The sequence below is a fragment of the Streptosporangium carneum genome (genome assembly GCF_027922005.1).
Taxonomy (GTDB): Bacteria; Actinomycetota; Actinomycetes; order Streptosporangiales; family Streptosporangiaceae; genus Streptosporangium; species Streptosporangium carneum.
The window spans coordinates 45,035-68,117 of sequence record NZ_BSEV01000033.1; the positions used below are offsets into that span (position 1 = coordinate 45,035).

The window sequence follows — 23,083 nt, forward strand, 5'->3', positions numbered from 1 at the left end:
CGCCGGCTCGGGCGGACGTGACGCCGGTGGCCATGGGGAAGGCACCGCCTTTCGGACAGAGCGCTGTCCTAGGCAATGGTAGTGGGCCACGCAGAAGCCGGTTACGCGGTGATTTCCGGCAGCCCGTCCCACCTCGCCGCCCGCATGTCGGCGCGCTCGCCCCGCAGGGGCGTCTCCTCCTCACGCCACCTGGTCAGACAGCGCGCCTCGTGGCCCGGAGCGGGGGTTCCGTCCGCGTGGACGACGCGCCACCACGGCACGCCGCCACCCCAGGTCGACATGACTCTCCCGACCTGGCGCGGACCGCCCTCACCGAGGTACTCGGCGATGTCGCCGTAGGACATCACCATGCCGCGCGGGATGCGTTCGACCAGGTCGAGCACCCGCTCGGCGTACGGGGTCGGGTGGCCTACTGACTCCATACGGTCGGTCCGGCCGCGAGGATCTCGTCGAGCTTGCCGAACTCGTAGGCCGTCGAACCGTTCAGCTGCTCGACGAGGCCGTCACGGATGGCGTACGACTCTCCGTCCTCGCCGACCAGGCGCGCGCCGAGCAGGGCGGACGCCCTGGCCAGCTGTGCCACCTGCCAGTCGGACCCCGGTGTGCCGGAAAGGGAGCCGTCCCATGTGGCGATGGGGTGCACCCCGTCGCGGTGGCGAGCCAGGACCTCGCCCTTCTCCTGTGAACCACGGAACTCGAACCCCGCCTGCCCCAGCACAGTCGCGAGCTCCGCGAAGGCGAGAGGCGCCGGGCGCTCCACGCGCAACTCGTACCCCATGATGCGCGACCTTAGCGAATGTTTGACGGTTACCGGACCATGTGAGCCGCCATCGGGCCGACCGCGTCCGAACAGTGTCCAAAAAGCGTTCGAATCGAATTCAACACGGCTCGTGTTCCGCGGAGGCCAGGACACCACGGCGGTACGGACGGCGGCGCGGACGGCCGTGCGCCCGCCCGGCGCGGAGGGCCGTCGGCCCATGGGCCCACCCTACGCCCGCCGACCCGTCGGCCGCCTTCCCCTCACCCCGCGGGGCCGGGACCCCGCGGCCCGCCGGTCCCCGCGGTGAACGTCCCGGCCCGCTCGGAGCGGCGGGTGAGCGTCACCACGGCCCAGCCGAACGCCAGCAGGCCCATGAGCAGGCCCACGCCGTACAGCCAGAGCCTGACGGGCTCGGGACCGGGACGGGCGGGTTCGCGGGGCAGGGGGCCCTGGCCGAAACGGCGGTTCTCCGGCTGCGGCGTCTGGGCCGCGCCGCGCATGAGCTCTCCCGCCCTGGCCAGTGCCGCGCTCGCATCGACCACGCCGAAGCCGACGTGATCGTCGTATCCGGCGGTGGGGGCGGAGGTGGCGGTCGAGGTCAGCGCCCGCGACACCAGATGCGGCGGGATATCCGGATATTTCGCTTTTATGAGTGCGACCACTCCGGCGACCAGCGCGGCCGCCGAACTGGTCCCGTCCGAGGAGCCGTACCCCCCGCCGGGGATCGCCACGGGCACGTCCACGCCCGGCGCGGAGACGAGGACCGAGAGGTTGTCGCTGCTGAAACCCGCGGGCTCGTCCGCCTCGTCGACCGCGCCGACGCCGATGACCCCCGAGTATCCCGCGGGGAAGTTCCAGAAGGAGGTGTCGTTGTTGACGGAGTACACCGAGCCGCCGTCGTTGCCGACGGCCGCGACCAGTACCACTCCCCGGGACAGGGCGTACGAGACCGCGTCGCGCTCGGCTCTGTGCGCGCCGTACGCGCCCAGCGACATGCTGACGACCTTGGCCCCGTGGTCCGCGGCGTAGCGGATCGCGCGGGCCAGCGGGCTGTCCTCGCGCGTCCGCGAGTCCTCCTCCGGCGGCACGAAGTCGCCCTCCGGCGTCTCCTCCCGCAGGATCAGCGGCAGGGACAGGATCCTGGCCTCGGGCGCGACGCCGAGAAGCCCGCCCTTCCCCTTGCCCGCCCCGGCGATGAGCGAGGCCATCGCGGTGCCGTGCCAGCCCGCGGAGGGGTCGCTCCCGTCGAACTCGACCGAGCCCATCTCCGGCCCCGAGATCACCCGTCCGCGCAGCTCGGCGACCTGGTCGTCGACGCCGCTGTCGACCAGGGCGACGGTCACCCCCGCTCCCCTGGTGACCTTCCACGCCCGCTCGACGTTCATCTTCTCCAGCACCCAGCGCTGGTCCTGGCGCACGTCGGCCGCGCCCGCGGGGGCGCAGACCGGAGCGCAGGTCGCCAGGAGGACCGCGACCAGGGCGCTCGCGGCCCACGACCGCCGCCTCAACACACGTTTCCCTGCGTGCACTGGGGCACGGCACTGGGCTCGTCACCCAGGGCACGGGCTATGTGCCCGGTGATGGACTGCGCGGTCGGCCACAGCTCGCTGTGCAGGATCTCCTCGGGAGGGATCGCCTGGCGGGTGCGGCCGTCGGCGTAGCCCGCCGTGGAGAAGACGAGGTAGGGGCCGGCCGCGACCCAGCCGTTGCGCTGCCGCTGGGCGGCGCCGAACGACTCGCTCGCCGTGCCGCGGAAGGCCACGGGCCGCACCCCCACCCGGTCGTCGACCGCCAGCTGCCCGGTCGCGGCGATCCGTCTCTCCTCGTCCGGCAGGACGGCGATGCCCACGGTGAAGACGAATGTGGACGTCTGGTCGGTGTAGGTGGCCCGCAGCAGGGTGCGGCAGCCGTGCTCGGCGAGCACGGAGCCGACCGGGGCGTCCAGGCCCGCCCCGCATGAGGTCTCCGGCGCGAGCCCGACGCGCCGGGCGTACTGCTGCGCGCGGCCGAGGCCGAGGTACCGCACCTCGGTGGGAAAGATCATGTCGGCGGGCCAGGTGTGCCAGCGCCGCGCGATGTCGTCCTGGATGTAGCGGGCCTGCTCGGCGGCGGTCAGCGGGCGGGCCCTCGTCTCGCGGAACAGCCCGACCGTGCCCGCGAGCACGTTGCTCGCGGCGATCGCCAGGATGATGCCCATCAGGACCAGGAAGACGGCGCGCAGCCGGACCCCCCGCTCCAGGGCCTCCAGCTCGGCGCGCTCGACGGCCAGGCGGTCACGGCCCGCCGCGGGCCAGGCGCGGACCCTCGCCCGTCTGCCCGAGGTCCCCGGCGGCCCCGTGGACCCGTCCATGGGGGCTCCCTGGACGCCGGGGCGCCGGGCTCGCGTTCCCGCGGAACGCGGCACCTGGGAGCCGCCCTGAGGCCAGCTCCCGGCAGGCGGCGCCCAGGAGCCGCCCTGGGGCCGGCTCCCGGCACGCGGCGCTCGGGAACCGTCCTGAGGCCGGTCACCGCCGGTGTGCGGTCCCGAGGCTTCCAGAGGCCGTTCAGGCTCCTGGGACCGCCCGGGCTTCGACATAGTTCGATGCTACGTCGCGCGACTTCGCCGCCCTATCGCCGGAGTGTGTTTATCCGGTCGCGTCGCGTTCACCCTCCGGGCCGGGGAGGTCGGGAGGAGGGGCGCTCACCGAGCGTATCCGTCCGACGGACACGCCTATCGCCACCAGGGACGCGGCGGCGCCGAGCACGGCGACCAGGGCGATCGCCCCGTAGAGGTTGATCCTGTCGCGGTCCCGGCGGACCACCCGCACGGGCTCGGCCGCCCCGCCCATCGGACGGGCGGGGTCGTGGACGCCCTCGCCCTTCGCGGTGAGGGTGTGCCGGGAGATCCTGGCGGCCTCGGCGAGCGCCCTCGGGGCGTTGACGACGCCGAAGCCCACCCCGGTGTCGTACCCCCCGCTCGGCCGCCTGGTCGCTCCCGCGGTGAGCGCCTGCGCGACCAGCGCAGGCGACATTTTCGGATATTTCGCTTTTATGAGGGCGGCGACACCGGAGACCAGCGCGGTCGCCTGGGAGGTGCCCCGGCCGACCCAGTACTCGTCACCCGGCCCGGCGCCGAGAATGTCCACTCCCGGGGCCGCCACCAGGACCGAGGGGTTCCAGTTGGAGAACGACGCCCTGCGCAACCGGCGGTCGGCCGCGGCGACCGAGACCACACCGGGGAAGGCCGCCGGATACGAGTAGGGGGCGTAGCCGGTCGGGGCGGGCTTTCCCGCTCCCTCGTTCCCCGCCGCCGCGACGAGCACGACCCCCTTGGAGATCGCGTAGCGGACCGCCGCCCGTTCCTCCCTGGTCGCCAGCTCCTTCGAGATCGACATGTTGATCACGTCCGCGCCGTGGTCGACGGCGTACCTGATGCCCCTGGCCACCACGTTCTCGAACCGTTCCGCGGTGTTGAACTCCCGGAACCCCGGCTCCTCGTCCTCCAGGATCACCCGCACCGACAGGATCCTCGCCCTCGGCGCGACGCCGATCACGCCGAGGGCCCCGCCGGGGCCGTGGCCGTGCCCCGCGATGAGCGAGGCCATGTAGGTGCCGTGCAGCCGCGAGGGGACCACCCCCCGCGGGTTGGCCCCCGCCGTGAAGTCCTTGCCCTCGACGACCGAGCCCGCCAGGTCACGGTGGCCGGGGTCGACCCCGGAGTCCAGGACCGCCACCGTGACGTCCCCGCCCTTCGACACCCGCCAGGCGTCGGGCAGGTCCAGGGTCCGCAGCACCTGCCGCTGGCCGCCGCGCACGTCGTCGGCGTGCGCGGCGGGAACGGCGAGGCACGGCCAGACGGCGGCCAGAGCCAGCGCCGCCGCGCTTGCCGCGCCCGCCATGCCCGTCCGCCGTCCCCGGCGCCTCGGCGCCCTTTGCGGACCTCCCGGCGCCGCCTCGGCCCTCGGCGTCGCCCCGCGTCTCAGCACCGCCACCGCCCCGAACCGCAGACGGGCCGCGCGGGCGTCGACAGGTCGGCGAGGATCCGGTCGGCGATGTCGCCGGTGAAGGCGAACATGGTCGGCCGCTGCTCCCCGACGGCCTTGGCGGGCCTGCCGTCGACCTGGCCGACCGTGGTCATCACCACGTACGGCCCCGCCTGCCGTACCAGGCTGCCCTGCCTGCCCGCCGAGGTGAACCTGTCGGTGACCGTCCCGCGGAAGGCCAGCGCCCGCAGGCCGGGAGAGGGACGTCCCGTCCTCGGCAGCGCGGCCCTGGCCGCGGCGGCCCCCTTCTCCCCGGCGAAGGCCGCCACGCCGACGGTGACGACGACTCCCTGGAGCGCGTCGAGATAGGTCGCGCGCAGCACCCCCTGGCAGCCCGCGCGCCGCAGCGTCTCGCGCAGTCCCGCGTCCACGGCCCTGTCGCACCGCGTCTCCGGCGAGATGCCGACCCGGTGCGCCCTCTCCTCGCCGCCCTGCTCGGCCGCGTAGCCGATGCTCTCCGGGAAGATCCGCTCAGCGGGCCAGGACAGCCAGCGCCCCGCCATCTCGACGGCGGCGGCCCGCTCGACCTCCGCCTGGTTGGGGCCGCGCGTGAGCTCCGCCCCCGCGGTACTCGAGGCGACCCCCGCCACGGCCGCGCAGACGAGCGTCAGCACGGACGCCGTGATCAGCACAGGCCAGGCGAGCCGTCGCTGACCTGGGACCACATTCACATCCTTGACCTTAATTCGGCCAGTGAGACCGCATTCGCCCGGTCCCCGGACAACGGGACGCCCCGCGGAGCCGTGAGGCTCGGCGGGGCGTCGGCCGTGCGTTCGGATCGGTCTAGTAGGTGGGCAGGCTGGGATCGATCGTCTTGATCCAGCTCAGCACGCCGCCGCCCACGTGGACCGCGTCGGAGAAGCCGGCGTTCTTGACGATCGCCAGGACCTCCGCGGAGCGCGCGCCGGACTTGCAGTGCAGGACGATGCGCTTGTCCTGCGGGAGCTTCTCCAGCGCGGAGCCGTTGATGAACTCGCCTTTGGGGATGAGCACGGCGCCGGGGATGGAGACGATCTCGTACTCGTTCGGCTCGCGGACGTCGATCACGTAGATGTTCTCGCCCGCGTCCTGCAGGGACTTGAGGTCGGCCGCGGTGATCGTGGACCCCGAGGCGGCCTCCTGGGCCTCCTCGGAGACCGCCCCGCAGAACGCCTCGTAGTCGTCGAGGAGCTGGGTGACCGTCGGGTTCTTGCCGCAGAGCACGCACTCGGGGTCCTTGCGGACCTTGACCGAGCGGTAGTTCATCTCCAGGGCGTCATAGATCATCAGACGGCCGACCAGGGGCTCGCCGATGCCGGTGAGGAGCTTGATGGCCTCGTTGACCTGGATGGAGCCGATCGACGCGCACAGCACGCCGAGCACGCCGCCCTCGGCGCAGGAGGGGACCATGCCGGGGGGCGGGGGCTCGGGGTAGAGGCAGCGGTAGCAGGGGCCGTGCTCGGCCCAGAACACGCTGGCCTGCCCGTCGAAGCGGTAGATCGAGCCCCAGACGTAGGGCTTGCCCAGCAGGACGGCCGCGTCGTTCACCATGTAGCGGGTGGCGAAGTTGTCGGTGCCGTCCACGATCAGGTCGTAACCGGAGAAGATCTCCATGACGTTGTCCGTGGTCAGCGCCACGTTGTGGACGACCACGTCGACCAGCGGGTTGATCTCCTTGACACTGGCCGCGGCGCTCTCCGCCTTCAGGCGGCCGACGTCCGACTGGCCGTGGATGACCTGGCGCTGCAGGTTGGACTCGTCGACGACGTCGAAATCGATGACGCCGAGCGTGCCCACACCCGCGGCCGCGAGGTACAGCAGGGCGGGGGAGCCGAGACCGCCGGCGCCCACACAGAGCACCTTGGCGTTCTTCAGGCGCTTCTGCCCTGCCATGCCCACGTCGGGGATGATCAGGTGGCGCGAGTAGCGACGCACCTCGTCGACGGTCAGCTCGGCTGCCGGCTCTACCAGCGGTGGCAACGACACAGTTCTGCTCCCGTTTCAGGGGGTCTTGACGGTACGGCTAGCACAGCACGCACCATTGACAACCTAGTCTGGTGCCCCGGTCATTCCCCAATCGGGACAAGGGCGCTCTCCGCCATCAGACGGCGCGCCTCCCTGGCCACCCTGTCCGGCAGCTCCATCTGCGCCACGTGCCCGGCGTCCGGCAGCAGCACCAGCCTGACGTGCGGGAACGTCCGCCCCGCCCGGGCGGCCATGCGCGGGTTGACGAGCCGGTCGTGGCGGCCGTGGATCACCAGCGTCGGCGCGGCGACCAGGGCGGCCAGACGCCACAGGTTCTCCTCGCCCCGCCTGAAGTACTCGGCCACGATGCCGCGCGCCGAACCGATCAGCGCGTCCGCCGCGTACGGCAGGCCGTCCCTGCGGCGGAGCTCCTCGGCCGCCTCCTCGAGGCGCAGCGGGTGGACCCTGGCGAGGTCGGCGTAGCACATGCCGAGTGTGGCGCTGAGCCTGCGCTCGGCGGGCACGACCCGCAGCCGCTCAGCGACCCACTCGCCCAGCCTGGGCACGGTCGACAGGGCCACCCGCGCCGGGCCGTACCGGGGAAGCAGGTCGGGCAGGGCCGGGGAGACGAGCGTGAGCGAACGGACCAGGTCCGGCCTGGTCGCGGCGATCCGCACCGAGACCGCCCCGCCGAGGGAGTTGCCGAACAGGTGGACGGGGGCGTCGGAGACGTGCTCGATCAGCGCGGTGACGGTCCGGGCGTGAGCGGTGACGGAGTAGTCGCCGCCGGACGGCTCCGGCGAGTATCCGGCGCCGGGCAGGTCGATCGCGTGACCTCTGGCCACGTCGGACAGCTCGCCCATCAAGTCGGTCCAGTTGGTGGCCGACCCGGCGAGACCGTGCACGTAGACGGCGGTCTCCGCGGGCCCGCGCGGGGTCGACCGCACATGGACGCGCTGCTTTCCCTGACCCACCGGCAGGTCGACCAGCTCTCCAGGCCACCTCGGAATCGGCTCGGCAACCATGCCTTCCTCCCTTGTTCGCCCTCCGTTCCGACGATAGCTCCCCGCCGTGCAGCTCGTGCACAAAAGCGACATTAAAGACTTATCGCATCAAAACAATTAATAAGAGTCCAACGCCGTCAATAAAGAGATAAGGAGAGAGTAAAAGCCACCGATCGCCGTTTGGTGCACGACGTACACGGAAATCATGAGTGCGAAGGATGACCCGTTAACGGCCATCCGGGACATTTTTCACCAAGTTCGAAAAATGTCGAGTGCGGGCAACCGATCCTTTCAAGGGGGAAACGCAATGCCCAAGTTCAAGAATGTTCTGGCAGGGCTCGCAATCAGCACCGCCCTCTCCGGCGGAGTCGTCGCCCTGGGCGCGGCCACCGCGGAGGCCAGCGCAGGCGTGCCCACCGCGTCCGTCCAGACCGGCATCGGCTTCACCAGCTGGGGCTGCGGCCGTCGCTTCCGCGGCGGGTGCGGCTGGGGCTGGGGCTGGCGTCGTCACCACCGTCACAACCGCAGGCTCGTCATCATCAACACCAACAACGTCGGCGCCGGCGGTGGCGGTGGCGGTGGCGGCGGCGCCGCCAGGAACTTCAACGAGAACGAGAGGGACCGGGACCACGACGGGCGCGGCCCGCTCCAGTAACTCTCAGGACGTCTGACCTGCGAACCGGAGCGCGCTCCACGCTGATCGCGGCGCGCGGTCGCACCACGGACCGCACGCATCCGGCTCCACGGTCACAATGAGCTCCTGGCCCATGGCGGAGGGGCACAGTGCCCGCGTTCACCACGATCGAGTCCTCGCCGTAGGACGAAGGCGCACGGGGGACGCGGGCACTCGGGAGCAGAATTGCATACTTCGCTTTCCGGATGAACACGGGATGGACCATCCGTGAGAATCCGGCGAGGGCTCCAGGGATTTCCATATTCCCTGGAGCCCGTCGCCGTGTTTCCCCGATTCCCGCACCGCGCGGGAGAAGGCACGCGAAAGTCTCCCGGCGCACGGGAAAGGACGGACCGGAGCCTCCCGTCGCGGGAAAGGACACGCCGCGCGACGCCATTCGTGTCAGAACGGCTCTCCTCGTGCCATGACTCTCAGGAAGGGCCGAACCTCCCCGGTGGACGCGGCTCCCGGGACGCGGCCGGACCTCCCAGGCGAGGCGGCTCTCAGCCGAACAGCCCTCGGACACACGCCCCCTCGGACGTCTTGGACGGGCACGTGCCCCTCAGACGCCTTGGACACGCGCCCCTCGGACGCCTTGGACACGCGCCCCTCGGACGCCTTGGACACGCGCCCCTCGGACGCGCGGTTCTCAGGCGGGGCGCGGCGTCTTCTTCCTCCCCTGAGCCTTCTCCCGCCCGACGTCCTTCTCGCCCGATCCAGCCGGCTCTCCCGTCTCCGAGGCCCGGCCCGAGCCCCCCGCCGCGCCCGTCTCGCCCGCCGTGCCCCGGGAGGCGGCCGGGCGTCCGCCCCGGGCGCCCCGGGCACCCTCGAGGCGCTCCCTCTTGGCCGCCTCGACGCTGGCCCGCAGCGCGGCCATCAGGTCGGCCGTCGGCCCCGGCTCAGGCGGCGGCCCGACGGAGACGACCTCCCTGCCCGCGACCTTCGCCTCGATGACCTCCTGGAGCGCCTCCCGGTAGGAGTCCCGGTAACGCGAGGGGTCGAAGTCGGCGGCCATGCTCTCGATCAGCGACTCGGCCATCCTCAGCTCCTGCGGCCTGACCTCGGCCTCCTCCTCGAGGAAGGCGAAGTCCGCGGAACGCACCTCGTCCGGCCAGAGCATGGTCTCCAGCACGAAGACCCCGTCCCTGACCCGCAACGTCGCGAGCGACTCGCGCTGCCTGAGCGCGACCTTCACGATCGCCACCCGCCCCGAGCGTTCGAGCGCGTCGCGCAGCAGGGCGTACGGGCCCACGGCCCCGGCGTCCGGCTCCAGGTAGTAGGACCTGCCGAGCAGGATCGGGTCGATCTGGTCCGCCGGGCTGAACTGGAGCACCTCGATCCGGTGCGAGGTGGACAGCGGCAGGTCCTCGAAGTCGCCGCTCTCCAGCACCACCACGTCGCCGGTCGGGAGCTCGTATCCCTTGGCCACGTCGGCGTAGGGGACCTCCTCCTCGCAGACGGAGCAGAACCTGCGGAACCTGATGCGGCCCGCGTCCTCCCGGTGCACCAGGTTGAAGGTGACGTTGCGTTGCTCGGTCGCGGTGTACAACCTGACCGGAATCGTGACCAGTCCGAACGAGACCGCGCCGTTCCAGATGCTCCGCATGACGTCTCCCTGGCTTGGAGCTTCCCATCAAGTTTCGCACGCACGTTCGGAAGTACTACCGGGCGGGTGCAAACACTCACCAATCAGGCAGGTACCCCTCATGGGGGATCCGATGCCCTGCCTTTCTCAGCGGGCGGCGCCCGAGGTCGTACGCTGGGCGATGTCCGGTGTTCTCGATGGAACGGCCAGGGAGGACGGATGTCGGAGATGGATGTTCGTGGCGAGGGCGCCGAGGAGGAGCCGGAGGAGGCCTTCCCCGAGGAACTCGGCATCGAGACCTCGGCGGCGGACGCGGCCGAGCAGCACCGTCCGGTGCGCGACGAGGGCCCTGAGTGGCCTGATCACATCCCGCCCGAGGCCGATCCCGCGGACACGGCCGAGCAGAGCCGCAGCGTGGATCTTGACGAGGACGATTATCGCTGACCTGGATTACCCGCGCGTAGGATGATGCGAGACAGCATGAGCACCCGCGAGGAGAACGCCGTGACGACTACCCCGGACGCCAAGCCCCGGGGCACCCGGCTGCCCCGGCTGGCCCGTCGCCGCCAGTTGCTGAGCGCGGCGCAGGAAGTGTTCGTCGAGAACGGCTACCACGCGGCCGCGATGGATGAGATCGCCGAGCGCGCCGGAGTGAGCAAGCCGGTCCTCTACCAGCACTTCCCGGGCAAGCAGGAGCTCTATCTGGCCCTGCTCGACCTGCACGTCGACGACATGATCGCCCGCTGCCGCGACGCCCTCGCCTCGACCACGGACAACAAGCAGCGCGTCCAGGCCGCGATCGGCGCCTTCTTCGACTTCGTCTCCGGCCAGGGCGAGGCGTTCCGCCTGGTCTTCGAGTCCGACCTGCGCAACGTCGCCCCGGTCCGCCAGCGCATCGAGCGCAACCTGCGCGAGAGCGCCGAGATGATCAGCCAGGTCATCCAGGAGGACACCGGCTGCTCCAGCGACGAGGCCCGTCTGCTCGGCGTCGGACTGGTCGGCATGGCCGAGGTCAGCGCGCGTTACTGGACCAGCGGCGCGGGCTCCATCTCCAAGGAGGCCGCGACCCAGCTCATCGCCCGCCTGGCGTGGCGCGGCATCTCCGGCTTCCCTCGGACCACCGCCGACCACTGATCCGGCTGTTCGCTTGACGCGATCAACCGGCGCGTCGTGTCCCCGATGGGGCGACCATGGGACGAGCAACCCTCGTCGAAAGGGAGCAACATGGAAATCAAGATCGGCGTGCGTTCGGTGCACCGTGAACTCGTGGTGGAGACGGACCTCACGACCGAGCAGGTCGAGGAGGAGCTCGGCAAGGCCCTCGCCGCCGACCGTGGGATCTTCTCCATCACCGACAGCAAGGGCCGCAGGGTCCTCGTCCCCATCGCCTCACTCGGTTTCGTGGAGATCGGCGAGGAGGAGACGCGTCCCGTCGGTTTCGGCGGCACCCTCTGACCGATCACCCGGTCCGGCTCGCGCCAGGTCGTGGCATCGCATCGGCCATGGCGCGGTCCGTGGACCGTCCCTGACGCCCGCCGTCCTCGGCGAGGCGTCTCAGCACTCTCCGGGACGTTCGTCCCGTTCCCCGAACCCGCAACCCCGGGGACGGCGGAATCTACGGGCGTGATGCCCGTCCGAGGGGACCGCCGGACAGTCGGCGCTCCCCCTGCGCAACACCGGACGCGAAGTCCAGAGGTTCGGTCCACATCTCGTCAAGGAACTGCCGTAGCGGCGCGAGGCCCTCATGTCTCGCACGTTACAACCGTTTGGCACCCCAACGCGTGGCTCTCACAAGGATGCTTCGCTCCCGGCCCACTCCCGTCTCTCCCACAACAGCCCCTACGGCACACGGCTCCCGGACATCCGGTGCCGCAACGCCGCCAGGCGTCGCGAACGAACGCCCTCAGGGTCCCGGGGTCAGGCCGAGGGCGGCCATTCGCTTGCCGTGCGCCTCGGTGAGGCGGCCGAACATCCGGGTGATGTCCTCCCCCGCGGCCTCGACCAGCAGGCTCGCCAGCTCCGGCCTGGCGGCCACCACGTGCTGTCCCTGGCTCAACGCCTCGCCCACCAGCCGCCTCGCCCACAGGGCCAGGCGGCCCGCCTGCCTGGGGTCCTCCTGGATGGCCGCGCCGACCCGGTCGACCGCGAACTGGGAGCGTCCCTCGTCGACGAGCACCTCCTCGACGAGCTCACGCGTCTCCGCGTCCACGTGGGCGGCGGCCTCGCGGTAGAAGTCGAGCGCGATCCCCGTGCCGACGTAGGCCTTGACCAGGGCCTCGAGCCAGTCTCCCGGCGCGGTCTGGGCGTGCCAGTCGTCCAGCGGTCCGGCGAAGGGCGCCATCGCCTCCTCCGGGTCGAGCCCGAGGGAGGCGATCCGGTCGCGGAGAAGGCGGAAGTGGGAGTACTCGGTCGCGGCCAGGTCACCGAGCGCGGCCCTGTCCGTCAGTGTCGGGGCGTGCCGGGTGGCGTCCTCGGCGAGCCTGAGGAACGCTGTCAGCTCGGCGTAGGCGAGCACGCCGAGCAGCTCGGCGACGCCGGGAGGGGAATCACTCATGCAGGCAGCCTATGAGTTGAGTGGCCTGCCGATTCAGCTGGAATACGAAGAAATCGGTTCCTCGTTGTGGTATCGAGTACACTGCTCTGTGAAAGTGCGACCGCCCTGTGTTAATCCAGGAGATTCTGCTCCCGGACGCCCCCGAAGTCGGCATGACGCCGCAGCGGTCGCTGATGGCATTGAGAGGGCTAGCCCTTCCGCGAGGACACGGCACGGGGAAACTTATGCGCCCGCGGTCCCGGCAGGACTGCCTTCAACGGAGATTAGGCAGGCCAAGCTGACGACGTTCCGAGACCTCGGAGTCACACCAGAGATCGCAGACGCCCTCGAGACCGAGGGCATCACCACGCCGTTTCCGATCCAGGAGATGGCCCTTCCCCTGGCGTTGAACGGCCAGGACATCATCGGCCAGGCGCGCACCGGCACCGGCAAGACCTACGCCTTCGGCGTGGCCATGCTGCAGCGTGTCGGCAAGCCCAGGAAGAACCGCAAGAAGCCCCGCGGGCTGGTCGTCGTGCCGACCCGCGAGCTGGCCGTACAGGTCACCGAGGACCTGGTGACGGCCGCCGGCAAGCTCGGCTCGCGGATTCTCACCGTGTACGGCGGGCGCGCCTACGAACCCCAGATCGAGGCGCTCAAGCAGGGCGTCGACGTGATCGTCGGCACCCCGGGCCGTCTGCTCGACCTGGTCAAGCAGAAGCACCTCGACCTCGGCCAGATCGACGCGCTCGTCCTCGACGAGGCCGACCGCATGCTCGACCTGGGCTTCCTGCCCGACATCGAGCGCATCATCAAGCTCATCCCGGCCAAGCGGCAGACGATGCTGTTCTCCGCGACGCTGCCGGGCGAGATCGTCGCGCTGTCCCGGCGTTACCTCAACCGTCCCACGCACGTGCGGGCGGAGAACAACGACGCCGAGGCCGAGGCGACGCCGCAGACGACCCAGTTCGTCTGGCGCGTGCACCGGATGGACAAGATCGAGATTCTGGGCCGCCTGCTCCAGTGCGAGGGGCGCGGTCTCACGATGATCTTCTGTGAGACCAAGCGCGCCTGCGACATGGTCGTCGAGCAGCTCAAGGAGCGCGGCTTCGCCGCCGCGGCCGTCCACGGCGACCTGGGGCAGGGCCAGCGCGAACAGGCCCTGCGCGCCTTCAGGAACGGCAAGATCGACGTCCTGGTCGCGACGGACGTCGCGGCGCGCGGCATCGACGTCGACGACGTCACCCACGTCGTCAACTACGACTGCCCGCAGGACGAGAAGGCCTACGTGCACCGGATCGGCCGCACGGGCCGGGCCGGCAAGACCGGCGTCGCGGTGACCTTCGTCGAGTGGGAGGACATCACCCGCTGGAAGGTCATCAACAACGCGCTCTCGCTCGACTTCGCCGAGCCGGTCGAGACCTACTCGACCTCCCCGCACATCTTCAGCGAGCTGGGCATCCCCGAAGGCACCAAGGGCGTGCTGCCGCACGCCAACCGGTCCAGGGCGGGTCTGGCGGCCGAGGAGGTCGAGGATCTCGGCGAGACGGGCCGTGTCCGCTCGCGCGGTTCCCGCAGGAGCCGCGACGAGGAGCGGGAGGAGCGCCGCGAGCGTCCCGCCCGTGCTCCCCGGGAAAGGCGCCGCACCCGCGGCGGCCGGAGCGGCGTGGAGATCGCGGAGGCCGTCGAGCCCGCCGAGGCCGTCAGTGCCGCCGAACCCGCGGAGGCGGCCGTCCCCGAGACGCCGCAGGCCGAGGAGCCCAGGCGTCGCCGTTCACGCGGCGGCCGCCTCACCGACGACTCCTCAGCGCCGGTCGCGGCGCGGGAGGTCCAGAGCCCGATCGCCGAACCCGCCGAGCCGGAGGTGGATGTGACGTCCCACAAGGACTTCCGTGACGATCGTCCTGCCGAGACCGCGCCCCGCAGGGGCCGGACCAGGAAGGCGGGTCTGAACCCCGAGGTGAGCCTCACCGAGGAGAGCGGGGCCCAGTCCCGCAGGGAGCCCGTGACCGAGGAGACCGGCAGGTCTCGCCGCAGGCGTGAGCCGGTGGTCGAGGCCCCGCTGTGGGACGACGAGCCCGCGACGGACGACTGGGACGACGAGCCGGTCGCCGAGACGCCCGCGCCCAGGCAGCAGCCGGAGAAGATCATCCCGCCCAGCCCGTTCGCGGTGATCTTCCAGTCGCCCGACCTGGCGACCGACGACGACGAGATCGCGCCGTCCGCCGCCTCTGAGCGGGCGCAGAACCGCCGCCGCCCGCCGGTCAGGGGCCAGCAGCGGGGCCCTCGCCGTCAGGGTTAGCCGTACGATGAGGAAAGGGGCGCGACCACTGGTGGCGCCCCTTTTCGCGTCCGGAGACGCACGTCCCAAGACGCACAGAGCCATGTCACCAAGAGAGGTATCGTGGGGCCACGTGAGTACGCCGCGATTTCTGACCCTGCCTCCAGGCGTCCATGCCCGTCGGATCGACACGGCGGTGGGTGCGTTCTCCGCGCTGGAGGCGATGCCGGGCAGCGGCGTCGCCGAGCGCTGGCCCGCTCTGCTGGTGCCCGGTCTCACCGGCAGCAAAGAGGACTTCATCGCGGTCCTGCAGACGCTCGCCCAGTCGGGACGCCAGGTCGTCGCGATCGACATGCGGGGGCAGTTCGAGACGAGCGGCCCCGACGACCCCCGGGCCTACACGCGCGCGGCGCTCGGCAACGACGTCGACGTGCTGGCCCAGCTGATCGGCAGGGGTGAGCCCATCCACCTGGTCGGGCACTCCTTCGGCGGGCTGGTCACCCGGGAGGCGGTCATCGACGGCCGCACCAAGTTCGCGTCCTACACGCTGATGAGCACCGGCCCCGCCGCGATCGTCGGCCCCCGTGAGCGCGCGGGCAGGGCGATGCTGGCCGAGCTTCCCCAGGTCGGCGTCGAGCAGATGTGGGACACCCGGATGGAGCCGGAGGCCCTGGCCGCCGGGGTGCCCGACGAGATCATCGCCTTCCTGCGCAAGCGCCTGTTCGCCAACTCCCCCATCGGGATGTCCACGATGACCAGGGAGGTGCTCTCCGCCCCCGACCGCTGCGACGAGCTCATTCAGGTCGGCGTCGCGACCCTGGTCCTGTTCGGCGAGCACGACGACGGCTGGCCCCCGGCGACGCAGTCGGAGATGGCCGACAGGCTGAACGCCGAGTGCGTCGTCGTGCCCGGCGCGGCCCACTCCCCCGCCGTCGACGCCCCGGAGACGACGGCGGCGGCGCTCGTCCGCTTCTGGAACGCGGCCGAGTCACGCCTGCGAAGCTGATGGCGTTCACCGCGTTCCCGGCGACGCCTTCGGCGTCCCGGGGCGTGGGCGCGCCCAAGCCGAAACCCGTCCTGCCACAAGCACGCCCGATCTTATGACAGCGCCTGCGGCGTCGTGAGGCCTGGGGCGGGGCTCAGTCGGCCGCCGGAGTGGCCGAGCCGACTCTGGAGGGGGCGGGAGAGCGCGCGGGCCGTTCGGGACGCCGGTAGACCAGTGTTCCCTCGCCCGCCGACTCGACCAGCTCGGTGATCAGATGGTGGTCGGGCGCGAGCCCGCACGCCGGGTCGGTACGGCGCGCGTCCCCCGTGAGCGCGTACGCCTGGCAGCGGCAGCCGCCGAAGTCGACGTCCCTGCGCGAGCAGCTCATGCACGGCTCGCTCATCCAGGCCGTGCCCCGATAGGCGTCGAACGCCTGCGACCGCTCCCAGATCCACGCCAGCGAGTGGTCGCGGACGTTCGGGAACTCCAGCGGCAGGTCGTAGGCGGCGGGGCAGGGGAGGACGGAGCCGTCGGGGCCGACGGTCAGCGAGATCGCCCCCCAGCCCCCCATGCACGGTTTCGGCACGCCGTCGAAGTAGTCGGGGACGACCCAGATCAGCTCGACGCCCTCAAGGCGTTCACGCCACCGCTCCACGCTCTCCTTGGCGCGGGCCAACTGGTCGCGGGTGGGCAGCAGCGCGCGCCGGTTGCGCAGCGCCCAGCCGTAGAACTGGGTGTTGGCCAGCTCGACGCGCTCCGCCCCCCACTTCAGAGCCAGCTCGACGATCCCGTCGACGGAGTCGAGGTTGCGCCGGTGGAGCACGACGTTGAGGCCGAGCGGCAGCCCCGTCTCGCGAACCAGCTCCGCGGCCTTCTCCTTCGCGGCGAAGGAGCGGGTTCCCGCGATGAGGTCGGAGGCCGCCGCCGTCGCGTCCTGCACCGAGAGCTGGACGCTGTGCAGCCCCGCCTCGACCAGCTCCGCCAGCCGCGCCCGGTCAAGGCCGACGCCGCTGGTCACGAGCTGGGTGTAGATCCCGGCGCGCGCGGCGGCCGCGGTGATCTCCGTCAGGTCGGCCCGCAGTAACGGCTCGCCGCCGGACAGGTGCGCGTGGACGACCCCGAGGGCGGCGGCCTCCCGCATGACCCGCACCCAGTCGGCCGTGGCGAGCTCGCGGGAGCGCGGGATGAGGCCGACCGGGTTGGAGCAGTAGGGGCAGTGCAGCGGGCAGCCGTGCGTGAGCTCGGCCAGCATGGCCCACGGCGGCGCGGGCTCACCCGCGGCGGCCGGGCCGCCCACGGCAACGGTCTCGTCCGTGCCGCCCGAGGCGCCGACCGCTGCGGCCTGCTCACTCGTGGCGGTCGGGCCGCCCACGGCAACGGTCTCGTCCGTGCCCGCCGGGGCGTCGGCCACGACGGCCTGCTCGCCCGTGGCGACCGGGTCGCTCATCGCACCCACCCCTCGGCACGCACCTGGGCGAGGAACTCGGGGACGTCGGCGGCGACCGGTGCCTCGGGGAAGTCGCCGCGAAGCTCGTCGACGATCTCCGTGACGGTCCTGCCGCCGTCGCACAGGCGCAGCACGGCCGCCGCCTCGTCGTTGAGCATCACGATCCGCTCCGGCATGACCAGCAGGTCGGTCCCGCGCACCGGGTCGTGCCGCAGGATGACGGCGGGGGCGACCGCGGGCCGCCACGCGCCGGTCGTCACGCCTGGTCCACGGCGTCGAGCAGCGCCCACAGCACGTCGCACTTGTAGGCGAGCGCGGCCACCGCCCGCTCCTGCTCCGCCCGTCCGCGCGCCCACTCCAGGACCAGCTCGATCGCCTCGCCGCTGTCCTGCCGTCCCTGGCTGATCCTGCCCCTGAAGTACTGCAGCCCCTCGGAGTCGAGCCAGGGGTAGTGCTGCTCGAAGGCGGCGATCCTGGTCCGCATGATGTCGGGCGCGAACAGCTCGGTCAGCGACGCGGCGACGGCCTCAAGAGGCGTTCCCAGCCTGCAGAGGTTCACATATCCCTCGACCGCGAGCCGTACGCCGGGCAGGACGCCCTCACCGGACAGCAGGACCTTGCGGTCCAGGCCGGCGGCCTCGCCCAGGCGGAGCCAGCGTTCGATGCCGCCCTCGCCCACGCGCCTGCCGTCATGGTCCTGGATGCGGCGGATCCACAGGCGGCGCAGTTCGGGCGTCTCCAGCTTGGCCAGGATGAGCGCGTCCTTGATCGGGATGTGCCGCTGGTAGTGGAAGCGGTTCAGAATCCACCGGCGGATCTCCTCCTGAGTCAGCTCTCCGGCGTGCATGCGCACGTTGAAGGGGTGGAGGTGGTGGTAACGCGCCTCGGGCACGGCCCGCAGGCGGGCCTCGAACTCGGCGGGTGTCCAGGATTCGGCGTTCAAAGCTCGATCACCATTCCGTCGGCGGCCACCTCGACGCCCAGCTCGGCCAGCCTCTTGTGCTGGGGCGCGTCCGGGTCGACGAGGGGGTTGGTGTTGTTCAGATGTGTGTAGAGGCACCGCCCGGGAAGCCGGGCGAGCCGCTCGGCGGTCGCCTCGATGGGCAGGTGCCCCATCTCGGTGGCGGTGCGGGAGGAGATCCCGGTACGGCGCGGCTCCTCGTCGTCCCAGAAGGTGCCGTCGACGATCACACAGTCGGCCTCGGCCATGGCCTCCTCCAGCCGCGCGGACCAGACACCGAAGGCGGGGGCGTACAGGCACGTCCCGCCGGTGGCCGGATCGGTGAACCGCAGGGCGACCACCCAGTCAGGGGCGGGCGCGTCTCCCGCGGCGTAGCGAGGCCGTTTGTCGGAGACCGGCACCGCCTGGACCCGCACCCCGCAGGTGAGAGACACGTGGCCGTCCCGCGTCAGGTCACGCCAGCGGAGTTCGGCGTACGGGGAGAGCACCTCCTCCAGCCTGAGCCCGCGCGTGAGCGCCTCGCGGACCACGGGCGTGGCGATGATCTCCAGCTCGTCGGCCTCGCGCAGCCGGGGCAGCCCCAGGGTGTGGTCGAGCTCGGCGTCGGTGAGGATCACGCGCATGACACGTGTCCGCCCCGCGTCGGGGCCGGCGGCCGGGACAGGGCCGGGGGACGGATCGGGGACGGGGGACGGGCCCGGACGCAGCCACTCGCACGACTCGATGTGCTCGGCGATGTCAGGAGTGGCGTTGACGATGTGATTCTCGACGGCCAGCGACGCGTGGCTCCGCCGCCATCGCGGATGGGTGCGTGCCCCGGTGCATCCGGGGCACGCACAGTTCCACTGGGGGACGCCACCGCCCGCCGCGGTGCCGAGAATTCGCAGTCGCATGGCGTGAGTCCCCCTTCGCTTACCTGGTGGCCAGGAAGTACGCCGACATCTCCATCGACGCCTCGACGACCTGGTAGCCGGGCTTGTGCCAGGTGGTCTCCTCGCCCCGGCTCCTCACCTGCCTGCCGTGGGTCCGGAGGGGTTGTTTCGCGCTCTGCTCCTTGGATTCCGCCATGAGCCGTGCACCCGCCTTCCATATGACGCGCGGTTTGGGTCACAACCGTTATGACCCGAAATCACTACATTCGTCAATGGTTCGCGGCAATTACGTCGGACCTATTCCGCGTTATTGGTCACAAATATAATAATCTACCACCTTTGATACATATTTCATCCGATGAATTCGGGTCGAGAAGCACCAGGGCATCACACGCGCCATGCTCTGGGTGCCATGTTCCGGACATGCGTGCCCCAGACCTCAAACCCCGGGAGCCGACGGCTCCCGGGGGGACGAAGAGAGTGTTCGAGCGCCTCAGTCTTCGGCGAGGCCGTCCCAGGGCTGCCGGTCGCCCGAGGCCGCCAGGCCCTCGGGGCAGTGCCTGCGGAAGTCGCACCAGGAGCACAGCGGGCCGGTCCTGGGCGGGAAGAGCGCGTCGACCTGAGGCGGCACGGAAGGCGGCCTGCGGTCGGCGGACGCCGTACGGGAGCCCTTGGGGGCCGGGCCCGACCAGGCCCGATAGGCGTCGTCAGCCTCCGAGGCCTCGGTCGCGACCTCCTCGGCGCGGCTCAGATGACGCGCCAGGGACTCGTCGGTGTGCTCCCACTCGACGACCGAGGCGGTGGGCAGATGGTGCAGCTCGACCCGGCGGCAAGGGCGGCGCATCACCTTGGACGAGGCGACGGCGTACACCGCGAGCGCCAGCGAGGAACGCGCGTCGTCCACGGTGAGAGGACGGCGGCCTGTCTTGTAGTCGACCACGACCAGCTCGTCGCCGCGCCGGTCGAGGCGGTCGACACGCCCCGAGACGGCGATCACGGAAGTCCTGGTGGCGACGGTGCGCTCGACGCCGACCGGCTCGTCCGAAGGATCGAGCCCCGCGGCGTATCCGACGACCATCTCGCGAGCCCGGTCACGCCACGCGGTGGACTGCTCGGCGTCGCGGAACCCCTCGCCGATCCACCCGTTGGCGAGCAGGATGCCCGCCATCGCCGGAGTCCGCCGTTCGTACGGCTCCCGCCACCAGCCCGCCAACGCGTTGTGCACGCTGACGCCGACGCTGTTGTGCGCCCACGGCGGGCCCTTCTGCGGCGAAGGCCGGTCCAGGTAGGTGAACCGGTAACGCCTGGGGCAGTCGAGCCAGGCGTTCAACCGCGACGGCGTGCAGGAGTACAGCCGCCGCGGCATGCCCTCCAAGGGCAGTTGGTCCATGAAAGGACTACTCGTCGTGGAGGTTCAGCCGGATCCCGGCAGCTCTCGTCCCGTCGCTGAGCGGGCCCTCGTTCTCCTCGGCCGCGACGCCCCGGGTCAACGACCCGGAAAGCCAGCTGTCGAAGTGCGGCTCCAGATCACCGATGGTGCTCTCCTCACCGTGCGCGGGCAGCACACGGGTGCCGTGGGGCAGCGTGAACAGCCTGCCTCCGATCGCGGTGAGCTGGTCGGCCAGCGCGGGGTACTCCCCGCCGATCTTGCCGGGACCGTCGGCCTGCAGGGACTTGCCGGTGAAAACCGCCTCGAGGGCCTCGCAGTACAGCGAGACGCCTCCCTGCGAGATCCCCGGAGTCGACAGGACCTCGAGCTGGACGTCGGCGACGCCGAACAGCCCCTCGTCCTCCATGTCGATGTCCGGCCAGGTCTGCGGCCAGGTCAGCCGCCACAGCGGCTTGTCCTTGGGGTGGAGGGCCACCACCGCCTCGTCGCGCGCCGCCACCTCGATGGCCGCGCCCACGTGGTCGGGCAGACCGTGGGTGCAGACGACGGCCAGCACCTCCCGCTCTCCGACCTTCTCGAGGATCTGCTCCGCGTCGCGCGCGGGATCGATGACGATGACCTCCTCATCGTCACCCAGGATCCAGGTGTTGTTCTCGACCTTGTGCTCGACGCCGTCGACATCGACGACGCCCTCGGTCACCACTCGTTCGATACGCGCTGTCACGCTTCCGAACTTTACTGCCTTGCTCATCGCGACGCCTCCGGCGTCGCAGGCTTGGGCCGTGTTGATTGCGACGCCTGGCGGCGTCGCGGGCCTGGGCACCCCCGGGTCGGCGTCTTCCCTCGTCACTCCGTCGCTACGCTCCTGCTGTCTCACTGCGACGCTACGCGTCGCGGGCCTGGGCGCCCCCGGGTCGGCGTCTTCCCTCGTCACTCCGTCGCTGCGCTCCTGCGTTCCTCAGTCCAGACACCGACGCGCCCAGGCCAGGCCTCAGACCAGACACCGACACACCCAAGCCAGGCCTCAGACCAGACACCGACACACCCGAGCCGAAACCGGTCCCGGCCACACGGGGGGACTTGGGCAGGGAGGCCAGGCACCGAGGCGCTCGGGCCGAAACGGTGTCAGGCCGTGTGGGTGAGGGTGCGGATGGCGGTGATGATGAGTTGCACGGCGAGGGCGGACAGCAGCAGGCCCGAGACCCGGGTGACGAGTTCGACGCCGTTCTCCTTGATCACTCGGATGACGGTCACCGAGAAGCGCATGAACACCCACAGCAGGAGGTGCACGGCGGCGATCGCCAGGGCGAGTGCCAGGATCCCGCCCTCCTTCCGTCCGGCCTGCTGGGCGAAGACGATCGTGGCGACGATCGCCCCCGGCCCGGCGAGCAGAGGCGTGCCGAGCGGGACGAGTGCGACGTTCACGTTGGACTTCACGGCGTTGGCCGGGGGTTCGGTCTCCCCGGTGAGCAGTTGCAGGGCGACCAGCAGGAGCAGCAGGCCCCCGGCGATCTGCATGGCCGCGACCTCGACGTGCAGGTAACCCAGGATGGCCCGGCCGAAGACGGCGAAGATCACGACAAGACAGAACGCGACGATGGGGGCCTGCCAGGCGACCCGTCTGCGCTCGCGCGCCGTACGGCCGCTGGTGTAGGCGAGAAAGAGGGGGATGATCCCTGGCGGGTCCATGATGACGAACATCGTGACGAACGCCTCGACGAAGAACTGGACGTCGAACACCCGTTTCCCCTGACCGTCGGTGAGGGGTACGCCCATGGTAGGTCAGAGCGCCGCCGTCGCGCAGGGTAACAGGAAAAGTGGACTCCGGACGGTTTTCGTCGCGCGGAGTGACCGGAGGGGCGCAGAGACCGGGCGCGGGCGGCCGGGCGATGGCACGCGATGACCGGCGAGACCGGTCGGGGCGGCGGGAACGCCGGATCAGGCTCCGTCGTCGCCCAGGCGCGGAGAGAACGCACCCATGGGCAGGTCGAAGCTCTGGCCCTGCTCCCGCAGGTCGCGCAGGGAGAGCTCGGCGAGCGTCATCAGGTGACCCGCCTCGGCGGGCCAGACGACCGACCACAGCCAGTTGCCCAGGGCCTCGCCCGCGTAGACCGCCCGGTCGGGGGCGGCGTCGACGCACCACATCGGGGTCGGATGGCTCATGATCTCGACCTTGGCGTGCGGCGGCCCGTCGCCGAACCCCTCGCCGGGGTCGGTCGCGGGCAGCCCGGCGAATCCGGCGCCGAGGCCGACGCCCGGCTCCTCCGCGATGATCAGCATGTCGGCGGGCCCGTGGGTCAGCGACGGCCCGGAGAGCGCGACCACCGTGCCCCTGACACCGCTGCGTTCGTCACCCGCCTCGGCGAGCCCGGTCATCAGCCACCCCTGTGGCAGGGGCCAGGGCAGCCAGACCGGAACCTGGGCACTCCTGCCGAGGGCCTCCACCGCGGCGATGGACGGACGTCTGGGCGGTTGCAGCGGCAGGACGTCGCCGTGCGGCCCGCACCGCCAGGCGCTCGACCATGCGCTGGGCGGGCGGAGGGGGCCGAAACAACGCGGACAGATGGGCTCGGCTCTCACGCCTACCCACGGTGCTTTGTCGGCGGCCCCTTCGTCAAGGGCACTT

The 23,083-nt window shown here is 71.2% G+C and carries 25 protein-coding genes; 6 read left to right on the plus strand and 19 right to left on the minus strand.

What is annotated here, in order from left to right; all coding sequences use genetic code 11:
- Nucleotides 1-101 precede the first annotated feature (101 nt).
- From PKF00_RS38935 to PKF00_RS38970, 8 genes are all read right to left on the minus strand, one after another.
- Nucleotides 102-422, minus strand: a complete 321-nt coding sequence (locus PKF00_RS38935) for an MGMT family protein (protein ID WP_271222765.1) — start codon at nt 420-422, stop codon at nt 102-104.
- Nucleotides 410-778: a hypothetical protein gene (locus PKF00_RS38940; protein WP_271222766.1), complete on the minus strand. Its 369-nt coding sequence runs from the start codon at nt 776-778 to the stop codon at nt 410-412. The genes PKF00_RS38935 and PKF00_RS38940 overlap by 13 nt, the downstream gene beginning before the upstream one ends.
- 242 nt (nt 779-1,020) lie before the next feature.
- On the minus strand, nt 1,021-2,271 hold the full coding sequence (locus tag PKF00_RS38945) for a S8 family serine peptidase (protein ID WP_271222767.1): 1,251 nt from the start codon (nt 2,269-2,271) through the stop codon (nt 1,021-1,023).
- Nucleotides 2,265-3,110 (minus strand): hypothetical protein, encoded by an 846-nt coding sequence (locus PKF00_RS38950; RefSeq protein ID WP_271222768.1) that lies wholly within the window; start codon nt 3,108-3,110, stop codon nt 2,265-2,267. The genes PKF00_RS38945 and PKF00_RS38950 overlap by 7 nt, the downstream gene beginning before the upstream one ends.
- 274 nt (nt 3,111-3,384) lie before the next feature.
- Entirely contained in the window at nt 3,385-4,638 is a 1,254-nt protein-coding gene (locus tag PKF00_RS38955) for a S8 family serine peptidase (RefSeq protein WP_271222769.1), read from the minus strand.
- Nucleotides 4,639-4,718: 80 nt separating this feature from the next.
- A complete protein-coding gene (locus PKF00_RS38960; protein ID WP_271222770.1) occupies nt 4,719-5,453 on the minus strand; it encodes a hypothetical protein in 735 nt (244 codons plus the stop codon).
- 112 nt (nt 5,454-5,565) lie between these two features.
- Nucleotides 5,566-6,747 carry an adenylyltransferase/sulfurtransferase MoeZ gene (gene moeZ / locus PKF00_RS38965; protein ID WP_271222771.1) on the minus strand — a complete coding sequence of 394 codons (1,182 nt, stop codon included), beginning with the start codon at nt 6,745-6,747 and terminating at the stop codon, nt 5,566-5,568.
- Nucleotides 6,748-6,827: 80 nt separating this feature from the next.
- The gene (locus PKF00_RS38970; protein WP_271222772.1) at nt 6,828-7,751 is read right to left on the minus strand and encodes an alpha/beta fold hydrolase; all 924 of its coding nucleotides are present in this window, start codon (nt 7,749-7,751) and stop codon (nt 6,828-6,830) included.
- A 286-nt stretch (nt 7,752-8,037) separates the two neighbouring features.
- Here PKF00_RS38970 and PKF00_RS38975 point away from each other — a divergent pair, with 286 nt between their 5' ends.
- Entirely contained in the window at nt 8,038-8,385 is a 348-nt protein-coding gene (locus tag PKF00_RS38975; protein ID WP_271222773.1) for a hypothetical protein, read from the plus strand.
- A gap of 667 nt (nt 8,386-9,052) precedes the next feature.
- Here the strand turns inward: PKF00_RS38975 and ku are convergent.
- Nucleotides 9,053-10,009: a non-homologous end joining protein Ku gene (gene ku / locus PKF00_RS38980; RefSeq protein WP_271222774.1), complete on the minus strand. Its 957-nt coding sequence runs from the start codon at nt 10,007-10,009 to the stop codon at nt 9,053-9,055.
- A gap of 198 nt (nt 10,010-10,207) precedes the next feature.
- On the opposite strand from ku, the gene PKF00_RS38985 reads away from it, so the two are divergent.
- The 3 genes from PKF00_RS38985 to PKF00_RS38995 all read left to right on the plus strand — a co-directional run bounded on the left by PKF00_RS38985 (nt 10,208) and on the right by PKF00_RS38995 (nt 11,443).
- Nucleotides 10,208-10,432 (plus strand): hypothetical protein, encoded by a 225-nt coding sequence (locus tag PKF00_RS38985; RefSeq protein ID WP_271222775.1) that lies wholly within the window; start codon nt 10,208-10,210, stop codon nt 10,430-10,432.
- Between the two features lie 60 nt (nt 10,433-10,492).
- Nucleotides 10,493-11,122: a TetR/AcrR family transcriptional regulator gene (locus PKF00_RS38990; protein WP_271222776.1), complete on the plus strand. Its 630-nt coding sequence runs from the start codon at nt 10,493-10,495 to the stop codon at nt 11,120-11,122.
- A gap of 90 nt (nt 11,123-11,212) precedes the next feature.
- Nucleotides 11,213-11,443: a DUF3107 domain-containing protein gene (locus tag PKF00_RS38995; protein WP_271222777.1), complete on the plus strand. Its 231-nt coding sequence runs from the start codon at nt 11,213-11,215 to the stop codon at nt 11,441-11,443.
- Nucleotides 11,444-11,891: 448 nt separating this feature from the next.
- On the opposite strand, the gene PKF00_RS39000 is transcribed toward PKF00_RS38995, so the two are convergent.
- Nucleotides 11,892-12,542, minus strand: a complete 651-nt coding sequence (locus PKF00_RS39000; RefSeq protein WP_271222778.1) for a ferritin-like fold-containing protein — start codon at nt 12,540-12,542, stop codon at nt 11,892-11,894.
- Nucleotides 12,543-12,909: 367 nt separating this feature from the next.
- Between PKF00_RS39000 and PKF00_RS39005 the strand changes: the two genes are divergently transcribed.
- Entirely contained in the window at nt 12,910-14,823 is a 1,914-nt protein-coding gene (locus tag PKF00_RS39005) for a DEAD/DEAH box helicase (protein ID WP_271222779.1), read from the plus strand.
- 112 nt (nt 14,824-14,935) lie between these two features.
- Nucleotides 14,936-15,808, plus strand: a complete 873-nt coding sequence (locus PKF00_RS39010; RefSeq protein WP_271222780.1) for an alpha/beta fold hydrolase — start codon at nt 14,936-14,938, stop codon at nt 15,806-15,808.
- Between the two features lie 133 nt (nt 15,809-15,941).
- Here PKF00_RS39010 and pqqE read toward each other — a convergent pair whose 3' ends face one another.
- The 9 genes from pqqE to PKF00_RS39055 form a co-directional block, all read right to left on the minus strand.
- Nucleotides 15,942-17,234, minus strand: coding sequence for a pyrroloquinoline quinone biosynthesis protein PqqE (gene pqqE / locus PKF00_RS39015; protein ID WP_271222781.1), 1,293 nt, complete (start codon nt 17,232-17,234; stop codon nt 15,942-15,944).
- Nucleotides 17,231-17,494, minus strand: a complete 264-nt coding sequence (gene pqqD, locus PKF00_RS39020) for a pyrroloquinoline quinone biosynthesis peptide chaperone PqqD (protein ID WP_271222782.1) — start codon at nt 17,492-17,494, stop codon at nt 17,231-17,233. The genes pqqE and pqqD overlap by 4 nt, the downstream gene beginning before the upstream one ends.
- On the minus strand, nt 17,491-18,177 hold the full coding sequence (gene pqqC / locus PKF00_RS39025; RefSeq protein WP_271222783.1) for a pyrroloquinoline-quinone synthase PqqC: 687 nt from the start codon (nt 18,175-18,177) through the stop codon (nt 17,491-17,493). Before pqqC ends, pqqD begins: the two co-directional genes overlap by 4 nt.
- Nucleotides 18,174-19,088 carry a pyrroloquinoline quinone biosynthesis protein PqqB gene (gene pqqB / locus PKF00_RS39030; protein ID WP_271222784.1) on the minus strand — a complete coding sequence of 305 codons (915 nt, stop codon included), beginning with the start codon at nt 19,086-19,088 and terminating at the stop codon, nt 18,174-18,176. The genes pqqC and pqqB overlap by 4 nt, the downstream gene beginning before the upstream one ends.
- Nucleotides 19,089-19,107: 19 nt before the next feature.
- On the minus strand, nt 19,108-19,263 hold the full coding sequence (locus PKF00_RS39035) for a hypothetical protein (protein ID WP_271222785.1): 156 nt from the start codon (nt 19,261-19,263) through the stop codon (nt 19,108-19,110).
- Nucleotides 19,264-19,560: 297 nt separating this feature from the next.
- On the minus strand, nt 19,561-20,457 hold the full coding sequence (locus tag PKF00_RS39040) for a RecB family exonuclease (protein ID WP_271222786.1): 897 nt from the start codon (nt 20,455-20,457) through the stop codon (nt 19,561-19,563).
- 7 nt (nt 20,458-20,464) lie between these two features.
- Complete coding sequence (locus PKF00_RS39045) at nt 20,465-21,181, minus strand: MBL fold metallo-hydrolase (protein ID WP_271222787.1); 717 nt, start codon at nt 21,179-21,181, stop codon at nt 20,465-20,467.
- Between the two features lie 401 nt (nt 21,182-21,582).
- Nucleotides 21,583-22,233: a MarC family protein gene (locus PKF00_RS39050; RefSeq protein WP_271222788.1), complete on the minus strand. Its 651-nt coding sequence runs from the start codon at nt 22,231-22,233 to the stop codon at nt 21,583-21,585.
- 162 nt (nt 22,234-22,395) lie between these two features.
- Nucleotides 22,396-23,037 carry a DUF6758 family protein gene (locus PKF00_RS39055; RefSeq protein ID WP_271222789.1) on the minus strand — a complete coding sequence of 214 codons (642 nt, stop codon included), beginning with the start codon at nt 23,035-23,037 and terminating at the stop codon, nt 22,396-22,398.
- Nucleotides 23,038-23,083 lie beyond the last annotated feature (46 nt).